The sequence below is a fragment of the Roseateles sp. P5_E11 genome (assembly GCF_054049355.1).
Genome location: NZ_JBFUMO010000001.1, coordinates 23,919 through 34,597, shown reverse-complemented (window position 1 = coordinate 34,597; position 10,679 = coordinate 23,919). Strand labels below are relative to the sequence as shown.

7 protein-coding genes are annotated in these 10,679 nt (G+C 65.4%); 4 read left to right on the top strand and 3 right to left on the bottom strand.

Annotation, left to right across the window (positions count from 1 at the left end; all coding sequences use genetic code 11):
- The first annotated feature begins 195 nt into the window (after window positions 1-195).
- Both ACXJKR_RS00145 and ACXJKR_RS00140 read left to right on the top strand, forming a co-directional pair.
- The gene (locus tag ACXJKR_RS00145) at window positions 196-2,586 is read left to right on the top strand and encodes a glycoside hydrolase family 3 N-terminal domain-containing protein (RefSeq protein ID WP_457319718.1); all 2,391 of its coding nucleotides are present in this window, start codon (window positions 196-198) and stop codon (window positions 2,584-2,586) included.
- A 5-nt stretch (window positions 2,587-2,591) separates the two neighbouring features.
- Window positions 2,592-5,468: a TIM-barrel domain-containing protein gene (locus ACXJKR_RS00140; protein ID WP_457319716.1), complete on the top strand. Its 2,877-nt coding sequence runs from the start codon at window positions 2,592-2,594 to the stop codon at window positions 5,466-5,468.
- A 128-nt stretch (window positions 5,469-5,596) separates the two neighbouring features.
- On the opposite strand, the gene ACXJKR_RS00135 is transcribed toward ACXJKR_RS00140, so the two are convergent.
- Window positions 5,597-6,286 carry a glutathione S-transferase gene (locus ACXJKR_RS00135; protein WP_457319714.1) on the bottom strand — a complete coding sequence of 230 codons (690 nt, stop codon included), beginning with the start codon at window positions 6,284-6,286 and terminating at the stop codon, window positions 5,597-5,599.
- 223 nt (window positions 6,287-6,509) lie between these two features.
- Between ACXJKR_RS00135 and ACXJKR_RS00130 the strand changes: the two genes are divergently transcribed.
- Window positions 6,510-6,992 carry a GreA/GreB family elongation factor gene (locus tag ACXJKR_RS00130; RefSeq protein WP_457319712.1) on the top strand — a complete coding sequence of 161 codons (483 nt, stop codon included), beginning with the start codon at window positions 6,510-6,512 and terminating at the stop codon, window positions 6,990-6,992.
- 222 nt (window positions 6,993-7,214) lie between these two features.
- Here ACXJKR_RS00130 and ACXJKR_RS00125 read toward each other — a convergent pair whose 3' ends face one another.
- A complete protein-coding gene (locus ACXJKR_RS00125; protein ID WP_457319711.1) occupies window positions 7,215-8,765 on the bottom strand; it encodes a methyl-accepting chemotaxis protein in 1,551 nt (516 codons plus the stop codon).
- Between the two features lie 118 nt (window positions 8,766-8,883).
- On the opposite strand from ACXJKR_RS00125, the gene ACXJKR_RS00120 reads away from it, so the two are divergent.
- Complete coding sequence (locus ACXJKR_RS00120; RefSeq protein ID WP_457319709.1) at window positions 8,884-9,648, top strand: type III pantothenate kinase; 765 nt, start codon at window positions 8,884-8,886, stop codon at window positions 9,646-9,648.
- A 312-nt stretch (window positions 9,649-9,960) separates the two neighbouring features.
- Here the strand turns inward: ACXJKR_RS00120 and ACXJKR_RS00115 are convergent, their stop codons facing one another.
- The gene (locus ACXJKR_RS00115; protein WP_457319707.1) at window positions 9,961-10,644 is read right to left on the bottom strand and encodes a phosphatase PAP2 family protein; all 684 of its coding nucleotides are present in this window, start codon (window positions 10,642-10,644) and stop codon (window positions 9,961-9,963) included.
- Window positions 10,645-10,679 lie beyond the last annotated feature (35 nt).

The following is a 10,679-nucleotide window of genomic DNA, read 5'->3' as shown; positions in this document are numbered from 1 at the left end:
TTAGCGGGCGGCGCAGCCGTCCAAGACGTGGATGTGACACTGCGGCCGCAAGCGTGCTTAGGCATCGCGCGCCGACTGGCGGGTTGCAATACTCTGCCCCGCGCGGGTGAGCCCCCTTTCCCGCCAGTGCCTGCCGCCATGCGCCGCCATGCGTTAGGGTGCGCGCCCAGACTGAACCGCCTACGAAGGAGACCCATGAGTACTGCCGGTGTGACACGTCGCAATTTTGTCCAAGGTGTCGGTGCCGTCGGGCTTGCCACGGCAGGCCATGCGGTGGCGGCTCAGTCCGATCAGCCGCTCTACAAGCAGGCGTCCGCAGGCGTGGCGGTGCGCGTCAAGGACCTGCTTTCCCGCATGACGCTGGAGGAGAAGGTGGCCCAGACCATGTGCATCTGGATCGGCAAGAACCGCGTGCAGAACGAACGCGGCGACTTCGACGCGGCGCAGGCCGCGCAGGCGCTGCCGCACGGCTTGGGCATGCTGGCCCGCCCGAGTGACCGCAAGGGCGTGGACAACACCAACGCCGGCGCAGATGCCAATATGGCCAACCGCACGGCGGCCGAGACGGCGGCCTATGTCAATGCCGCCCAGGCCTGGGCCGTGCAACGCACGCGGCTGGGCATTCCGCTGTTCATGCACGAGGAAAGCCTGCATGGCTACGCTGCGCGCGACGCGACCTGCTTCCCGCAGGCGATCGGCCTGGCGTCCTCCTTCGACCCGGCGCTGATCGAGCGGATCTATTCGGTCTGCGCGCGGGAGATGCGGGCGCGGGGTGCCAACCTCGCCTTGGCGCCGGTCGTCGATGTCTGCCGCGATCCGCGCTGGGGGCGTGTCGAGGAAACCTTGGGCGAAGACCCCTACCTGACGGGCGTGCTGGGCAAGGCGGCCGTCATTGGCTTCTCCGGCACAGAGCGCAAGCTGGCGCCGGCCAAGGTGATGGCGACGCTCAAGCACATGACCGGCCATGGCCAGCCCGAGCGCGGCATCAACACCGCGCCGGCGCAGATCTCCGAGCGGGTGCTGCGCGAAGTCTTCTTCCCGCCGTTCGAGAAGATCATCCGCGAGACGCCCATCGCGGCCGTCATGCCGTCGTACAACGAGATCGACGGCATCCCTTCACATGCCAGCCCGTGGCTGCTGAAGACCATCCTKCGCGGCGAATGGGGCTTCAAGGGCCTGACGGTCTCGGACTACTTCGCGATCGGGGATCTGGTGTCGCGCCACCGGCTGGTGCCTGACATGAAGGAGGCGGCTTATCGCGCCTTCACCGCCGGAGTCGACATAGAAACGCCGGACGAGGGTGGCTTCCCCCAACTTGTCGGCCTTGTGAAGACCGGCCGCATCAAGGAGGCCGAGATCGACGTGGTCGTGCGTCGCATCCTGGAGCTGAAGTTCCTCGCCGGACTGTTCGAAGACCCCTACGTCGACGCCGGCAAGGCGGACGGCCTGACCGCCACACCGGACGCGGTGGCCCTGGCGCGCGAAGCGGCGGTGCGGTCGGTCGTGCTGCTGAAGAACGACGGGGTGCTGCCGCTCGACGGCAAAGAGGTCGGCAAGCTGCTGCTGCTGGGCACGCATGCCAAGGACACGCCCATCGGCGGCTACTCCGACATTCCCCGCCATGTGGTGTCCATCCACGACGCACTGGCCAGCGAAGCGAAGTCGCAGGGCTTCGCCTTCGAGTACCGGGAAGCCGTGCGCTTGACCGAGAAGCGCGAGTGGACGGAAGACGAAGTGCGTTTCATCGCCCCGGCGGTCAATGCCCGCCTGATCGCGGAGGCCGTCGAGGCGGCCAAGGCGGCAGACACGATCGTGATGGTGCTGGGCGACAACGAACAGACCACCCGCGAGGCGTGGTCGGACACCCATCTGGGCGACCGCGACTCGCTGGAACTGATCGGCCAGCAGAACGACCTGGCGGCCGCCATCTTCGCGTTGAACAAGCCGACGGTCGTCTTCCTCCTCAACGGCAAACCGCTGGCGATCAACCTGCTGCAGGCCAAGGCCAGCGCCATCATCGAAGGCTGGTACCTCGGCCAGGAAACCGGCCACGCGGTGGCCGACATCCTGTTCGGCCGCGCCAACCCGGGCGGCAAGCTGCCGATCAGCTTCCCCCGCAACGTGGGGCAACTGCCCGTGTACTACAACGCCAAGCCAACGGCCAGCCGCGGCTACCTCGGCGCTGATAACACACCGCTCTATCCCTTCGGTTTCGGTCTCAGCTACACGACGTTCACCCTGTCGGAGCCGCGCCTGTCCAAGGCAACCATCGGGTCGGCGGACAGCGTGACGGTCTCGGTGGACGTCACCAATACCGGCAAGCGCGCGGGCGACGAGGTGGTGCAGCTGTACATCCGCGACGACATTTCTTCAGTGACCCGGCCCGTCAAGGAACTCAAGGGCTTCGCGCGGGTCACGCTAGCTCCGGGCGAGAAGCGGACCGTCACCCTCACGATCACGCCAGCAGAACTCCAGTTCTACGGCATGGACATGAAGCGCGTCGTCGAGCCCGGCAGCTTCACCATCATGGCCGGCCCCAACAGCGTCGACCTGAAGACCACCACGTTGACGGTTGCTGCGGCCTGAACGACATGACGCCATCACTCTCGCTTTCCGTGCTCGCCACGACGTTGCTGGCGACGACGGCTTCCTTCGCCGGCACCTACCAGCAAACGCCCACGGGCGTGGTGGTGAAGCCCGATATGGGCAGCGTGAAGGAGCTTCGCCTCAACGCCATCACCGAATCAATCATCCAGGTCATCGGCGTCGATGATCCGGCGCGTCCGCAACTCGAGTCGCTGATGGCCGTTGCGAAACCAAGCGGGCGCTTCACCGTGAAGGCCGGCCCCGACGCGGTGACGCTCGATGCAGGCAAGGCGTCGGCGCAGGTGTCGCTGAAGGACGGCCGGGTCACCTTCCTTGACGCCAAGGGTGTCGCCGTGCTGACGACTGAGCGGGCCGACCTCCAGCCGGTCATGGTCGAGGGCCGGTCGTTTGTGGCGCCTTCCGCTCAGTTCAACCGGAGCACGACCGAGGCGTTCTACGGCCTGGGGCAGCACCAGAACGCGCAGATGGACTTGAACGGCGAGGATGTCGAGCTGCGCCAGCACAACATGGACATCGCCATCCCGTTCGTCGTGTCCGACAGGAACTACGGCGTGCTCTGGGACAACGCCTCCATCACGCGCTTCGGCAACCCGCAGCGCTTCGGGCTGGCCAGCCGTGACCTGAAGCTCACCGCGCTGGACGGCTCCAGCGGCCTGACCGCGAAGTACTACGTCGACGATCAACTCGTCCTGACCCGCGTGGAGCCCGACATCCRCTATCAGTTCCTCAGCGATGTCCGCAACTACTGGCCCACGGACKCCGCGCTGAGCAAGGCCGCCACCCGCGGCAGGAAGGTCAGGGTCGTCTGGGAGGGCACGGCCACTTCCGACAAGCCGGGGCTGCACAAGATGCGCCTGTTCGCTTCGGACTACGTGACGCTGAAGGTCGACGGCAAGACCCTCTTCGACCATGGCATCTGGCGCGCGAATTGGAACGGCTGGTACAACAATTTCGAGCAGCCGTTCAGCCCAGGCAAGCCGGTCAGCCTGCATGTCGAATGGCGGCCGACGAGYGGTCTCATCTCGCTGCACCACTCCGACCCCGAGCCGGCCGCCGACAGGCATTCGCTGCGCTTTGCGTCCGAAGCCGGCACCGGCCTGAGCTACTACTTCATCGGCGCCGATTCCATCCAGGGCGTCATCCGCGGCTACCACCAGGTCACCGGCATCCCGCCGATGATGCCGAAATGGGCCTACGGCTTCTGGCAGTCCCGCCAGCGCTACCGCACCCAGGCCGAGTTGCTCGGCGTGCTCAAGACCTACCGCGCCAACCGCTGGCCCATCGACAACATCGTGCAGGACTGGTTCTACTGGCCGGAGGACCAGTGGGGCAGCCATGCCTTCGATGCGGCACGCTTCCCCGATCCCAAGGGCATGGTCGATGAAGTGCATCGCCAGCACGCCAGGATCATGATTTCGATCTGGGGCAAGTTCTATCCCAACACCGCCAACTACAAGGAACTGGACGCGAAGGGCTATATGTGGCGCCGCAATGTCGARCTGGGCATGAAGGATTGGGTCGGCGCGGGCCATCTCAACAGCCACTTTTCGCCCTACAACCAGGAAGCGCGGGACATCTTCTACCGCCAGATGAAGAAGCCCCTGGTCGACCTCGGCTTCGATGCCTGGTGGATGGACAACACCGAACCCGACGTGCGCTCCAACGCCAGCCCGGAAGAACTCGCCGAACTGATCACGCCGACGCAGATGGGGCCGGGTGCGCTGGTGACCAACGCCTACTCCACCATGAGCACCCAGGCCGTTCACGACGGCCTGCAGCGGGACCGCCCGGACGTGCGCCATTTCATCCTGACCCGCTCCGGCTTCGCGGGCGTGCAGCGAAACGCGGCGGCCGTGTGGTCGGGGGATGTCGTCGGCACCTGGGACAACCTGTACAAGCAGATCTCGGCAGGAGTGCAGACCGGGTTTTCAGGCGTGCCCAACTGGACGCACGACATCGGCGGCTATTCCCAGGAAGCCCGGTTCCAGGACAAGTCGGTCGCGGGGCTTCAGGAGAACCGCGTGGCAGGCGGCGTGCGTACCGCCGAAGACCTGAAGGAGTGGCAGGAGCTGAATCAGCGCTGGTGGCAGTTCGGCACCTTGTCACCCTTGATGCGCAGCCACGGCGAAGGCGTGAAGCGCGAGATCCACGAGATCTCGCCCGAGGGGTCCGCCATGCGGGCCAACTTGGTGTGGTTCCTGGAGCTGCGCTACCGATTGATGCCCTATATCTACACGGCCGCCGCTGACAGCCACTACGAGGGCGCACCCATCATGCGCGGCCTGGCACTCGACTTCCCGGCAGACGCCACGGCCAAGAAGATCGCCGACCAATACCTGTTCGGCAAATCGATGCTGGTGGCGCCGGTGACGCGGTATGGCGCGACGTCCCGCACGGTCTACTTCCCTGGCACGTCGACCTGGTACGACATCTGGACGGGTGAGACGGTCAAGGGGGGCCAGACGCGAACTGTGGCCGCCCCGCTGGACCAGATACCTCTCTTCGTCAAGGCGGGCGCCATCGTGCCGATGGGGCCCGCCACGCAATATGTGGACGAGAAGCCCGACGCGCCGTTGACCATCCACGTCTATACCGGTGCCGATGGAAGCTACAGCCTCTACGAAGACGACGGCATCTCAAACTCGTACCAGGCCGGCCAGTACACGCGCATCCCGTTTGTCTATGACGACAAGCGCGCCGAAGTCACCATCGGGCCGCGCTCCGGGGGCTATGCGGGCATGGTGACGAAGAGAACCTTCAACATCCGCTTCCTCAAGCCCGGCGACCGCACCGTCGACTTCGATGCGCCTGCTATTCCCGTGACCTATTCAGGAGACCGTATCGTCATCAAGGCGCTGTAAGGGCACCGTCGGCGAATGGGAACACGGCAGAAGGCGCCGCGTCACGGCTTGAACAGATCGACGCGATTTGTGATGAGGCCAACGATGCCGAGCGGCGACCGATCGCTTGATCGACGGCCAAGCAAGCGTTAGAGCGACGGAAAGCGAATCGCACCTTCCGCGGGTAACTTGTACATGCACGCAACGAATAGCGGGCTGACGAGCCAGCCGTTCAGCCAGGAACATACCGATGGCAGGTTCAGCGTTGCAAACCATCCCGGCTCCACCGAGGCGAACTGGCGGACGAAGGGCAACACTGCCAAGTCGGTGGCGCATGGCGTGGCGCCGCCCAGGCAGGGCGCGCTTTGCAGCCGTGCCTCTAGCGGTCGCAGAAGCACATCTAGCGCCCTGTCGCGGTGTGCGTCTGGCGTGAGGGTCTCACTCGCGTAGCGCTGGGGGTACTTCCAGCGGTCCAGGTGATGCTTGAAGTCGCCGTCGTTTCGCTGTACCAGGTCAAGGTTCGCAGGCGACTGCGCCCGCGCCCACCAGCCCTGCGCATCGGGCGCAGCCAGTGCCCAGCGCATGATGTCCCAACTCTCCTCGATCACRCTGCCATCGGGCAACTGCAGCACTGGCACCGTAGCCTTGGGCGATAGGGCCAGCAAGCCTGCTGGCTTGTCGCGCAAGCTGACCTCCACCGCCTCGAAGGCCCGCCCGGCCTGCAGCAGCGCCATCCGTGCTCGCATGGCGTAGGGGCAGCGGCGAAAGGTGTAGAGCCGCGGCAACTGTGGACCTGGGGTGGTGAGTGGTGCGTGCGGTGTCAGGGTCGATGCGTGCATGGGTAAGGTCTGTGCAGCTACGCACGTCGATCTGGATCGCAGCCCCAGGTCACTGGAGGCAGGGTGGCCAATGGTCGCACCGCGGGGCCTCGCCAGAGGCCCGTGACCAGCATCATTCGACCAAGGCCGAAGTGTGGCTGCAGTCAACAGAAGCCTCGAAAGCTGGTGGAGCCCTTCACAATCACGATCCGCGCCCGCTTGTTCGAGATGTCTACCTTTCATCATGGATAAATTCTTGCTGCAGCAGCAGGTGTTGGAACGGCTCGCCGAAGACCTGCTGCAAGCCGAACAGGCAGCGCGGGCGGCCCATGAAACGGCAACTCACGAAGAAAATATCGCCGAGAACAAATACGACACATTGGGTCTCGAAGCGGCCTACCTGGCCACCGGCCAAGCTCGTCGCGCCGAAGCCATCCGCCAGGCGATGGCCAATTGGCGCCTATTCCGCCCGCGCCCCTACGACGCCAGCAAAGGCATACAGCTCGGCGCGCTGGTTTGCTTGGTCGATGCCGACGACAAGCAGCAACAGCTCTTTCTCGGCCCGGCTGGGGGCAGCATGAAGTTGGTCAGCGGCGCTCAGACCATTCAGGTCATCAGCAGCGAATCCCCGTTGGGCAAGGCCATGCTGGGCAAATGTGAGGGTGACGAGGTGTCGATACAGGCGGCTCTGATCCGACAGCGGTTTGAGGTGCTGCGGGTTCATTGAGCCGCAAGCAAGTTCACGGCGACTTGATCAGAAATTAATCGCCCCAACCCCTTCAGGAAGCTCCGCACAACTCCTGGCGAGCTATGCGGAGTTCGTTCGGGCTCTCGGCCTCGCGCACATCAATTCACTTCGGTGGCACTGACTGCAAGGCTTGTAGAGGTTGCCGTCATCGGCTCACCCGTCGACGCGGCAGCAGCGACGGCCGCTTGCCGGCAGTCCCGGTCAGCTCAGCTTGAAGCTGCTCACCAGCCCCGCCAGCCGCACGGCCTGTTCCTTCAGCGACTGAGCCGCCGCGGCGGACTCTTCCACCAGCGCTGCGTTCTGCTGCGTCATCTGGTCCAGCTCCGTCACGGTGCCGTTGACCTGGCGCAGCCCCTGGCTCTGCTCGACGGCGGCGGCGCTGATCTCGCCAATGATGTCGGTCACACGCTGCACGGAGCCGACGATGTCGGTCATGGTCGTGCCGGCGTCGTTGACGAGATGCGTGCCGGCTTCGACGCGCTCGACGCTGGCGCCGATCAGCGCCTTGATCTCGCGGGCCGCTTCCGCAGAGCGCTGGGCCAGCGAGCGCACCTCGCCGGCGACGACCGCGAAGCCGCGGCCCTGCTCGCCCGCGCGGGCCGCTTCCACCGCGGCGTTCAGCGCCAGGATGTTGGTCTGGAAGGCAATGCCGTCGATGGTGCCGATGATGTCGGCGATTTTGCGGCTGGCGTTGTTGATCTCACCCATGGTGCTGACGACGCGCGACACGACCTCGCCACCGCGGCCGGCCGTCTCGGCCGCCGCGCCGGCGAGCTGCTTGGCCGTCATGGCCGAGTCGGCGCTCTGACTGACGGTACCGGTCAACTGCGTCATCGAGCTGGAGGCCTGCTGAAGGTTGGACGCCGTCTGCTCGGTGCGCTGCGACAGGTCCATGTTGCCGCTGGCCACCTCGCTGGAGGCGACCTGGATGCTCTCGGCCGACTCGCGCACCTGGCCGACGATCTCGGACAGCGACTTCTGCATGGCGGCCAGGGCCTGCATCATCTCGGCGGACTCGTCCGTGCCGCTGGCCTCGGGAGCACGCGACAGGTCACCGCCGGCCATGCGTTCGGCAAAGCGCTTGGCTGCCACCAGCGGGCCGATGATGGAGCGCGAGATCAGCACGGCCAGCGCGCCGCCCACGATGACGCAGACGACGAAGGCGACGATGAAGCCGACGAAGACGTTGCCCACCAGCTTGTCCACCGTCGCAAAGATGTCATCGCCCCGCTTCTTCAGGTCGGCCTCGATGTTGTTGAGCATGGACAGCGCCGGCTCATAGGCGACGTCCGCAGCCTTCATCTCCTCGAAGGCCGACTGGGCGTCAGCGAAACCATCTGCGCTGATCTTGTCGGCCACCGGCTTGACGGCCTTGCGGTAGTCGGCCATCAGCACACGGAACTTCGCCAGCGCCTCGCGACCCTTGTCTTCGGTCGTCATCTTGCCGAAGTCGTCCATCGCCTTGTCCAGGCCCGCCTGGGCGCCATCCCACTCCTTGCGGGCCCGCGCCATKCCTTCCTTGTTGAAGATGGAGGCCACCAGCGTCGATGTGGCCGTCTTGCTCTGCAACAGGTGGCCGCGGGCCGCAACGGTGATGTTGGACGTCGGGATGAGCTTCTGCGTGATGCCCTGGATGGCCTTCTGCGACTCGTTCAGGCCAAAGCCACCGACGGCCACCAGCAGCGCCGTCATCGCCAGGATGATGGCGAAGGCCAGCCAGAGGCGGGCTTGGATACGCAGGCGTCGCAGCATGGCGGTTCTCCTCGTGGGAAAGGGCGATCAGAAATAGCCGCTGATTGAAGCAGAAACCCGCACGGGCAGATACAAATGCGCTGGTAGGCTCGCGGCATCGTTCACGGCACAGCCCACCATGAGCTTTTTGGCCATCGACATCGGCAACACCCGGCTCAAGTGGGCCGTCTATGAAGACGGCGCCGAACCTGGCAGCCCGCCGACGCAGCACGGTGCCGTTTTCCTGGAGAACATCGACCGCCTCGCGGACGAGGCTTGGCAAGCCCTGGCCCCGCCGTCACGCATTCTGGGCAGCAACGTGGCCGGCGACGCGGTGCGCCGCCGTGTCGAGGAGCAGATGGAGCACTGGGACCTGGTGCCCCGCTGGGTCGTGCCCGCCGCCGAGGCGGCCGGTGTGAGAAACGGCTACGACCACCCGACGCGCCTGGGCGCCGACCGCTGGGTGGCCGTCATTGGCGCCCATGCGCACGCCAAGAAGCGCGGCTTCGAAGGCCCGGTGCTGGTGGTCATGGTGGGTACGGCGGTGACGGTGGACGCGCTGTCCACCGACGGCGAGTTCCTGGGCGGCCTCATCCTGCCCGGCCACGGCATCATGCTGCGCGCGCTGGAAGGCGGCACCGCCGGCCTGCGTGTGCCGACGGGCGAGGTGCGCGACTTCCCGACCAACACCAGCGACGCGCTGACGACGGGCGGCACCTTCGCCATCACCGGCGCCATCGAACGCATGTTCCGGCTGTTGGCCAAGCGCGAGGGTTGTGAGCCTCTGCTGCTGATGACGGGCGGCGCTGGCTGGAAGGTGGCCCCGGCGCTTGACGCGCCTCATGAGCTCATCGAAGGGTTGATCTTCGATGGGTTGCTGGCGATCGATTCGGCGCGGACTTGAGCCGCTCCACAAACTCGCGCGCCGAGCGCACGTCCGGGCGCTGGTAGAGCTTGCGGGTGTGGTCGACGACGGTGCTGGGCGCAATGTTCAGGCGCTGCGCGACCTCGGCCTGAGCCTGTCCTCGCAGCAGCCGCACCAAGGCGGGCCTAGTCACTGGGCAGCTCGCAGCCCTGCAGCAGGCGCTCGTTACCCAGCTCGCGCGGTTCGGAGCAGCGCAGCTCCACATAGGTCCAGCTCGGTGCCGCACCGTCGACCGCGTCCAGGCGCCGAGTGCTGAACTCGAAGCGGCCTCAGGGGCTGTCGATCAGGCGCTCACGGCCATTCAGCAGCAGCCAATTTGGCGGCATGACAAAAACTGGGCGACTGAAACAGCATGTCGACCACTTGGCTCGCAAGCAGCTTTCCAGCTTGGCTGTCACTCGGATAGTGCAATCCCGCCACTTCACGATTTCGCGCGATGTCTGCGGCGGCCGCCATCAATCGATCCGTCAAGCTCGGAAACAGTTGGGCGTAGAAATAAGCCAGCGCGTGAGCCTGCATCGAATGCCCACTCGGATAAGCTGGGTGAGCCGGATAGAAGTCGTCACCTTTCGGGAACATGCAGTTGAGGTCCTCGCAGCAAATGGCAGGGCGCCCGCGTGCAAACTTGCGCTTGAAGTAGAAGAGCGGAGCTCCCAAGTTGCACCATAACGTGACCAAGACTGCCTCAGTTTCCGGATGGCTAGCCAGCGGCCCCAAGACACGTTGAACGTCGCGCCATACGGCAGTGGCCTGCGCTCGAATCTGAGAATCCCTTGCCGGGCGTTCTTGTCGCAGCAGGCGCAAGTAAGCGCATTCAGCATGGCGCCGTGAAACTGGCGGGGGTGGCAACGCAATGCGAGCGCGCCAATCCGTCGCAAGGTCGGGCGCCGCAGCATTTGCGGCCTTGAGCAACTCTGGAGCCCATTCCTCGTCGGAAAAGGCGGCGCAATCAGGGCTGTTATCGCAAGTATGCATACCGCCTCCTAGATAGGTAGTCCTGCAACGGCCTG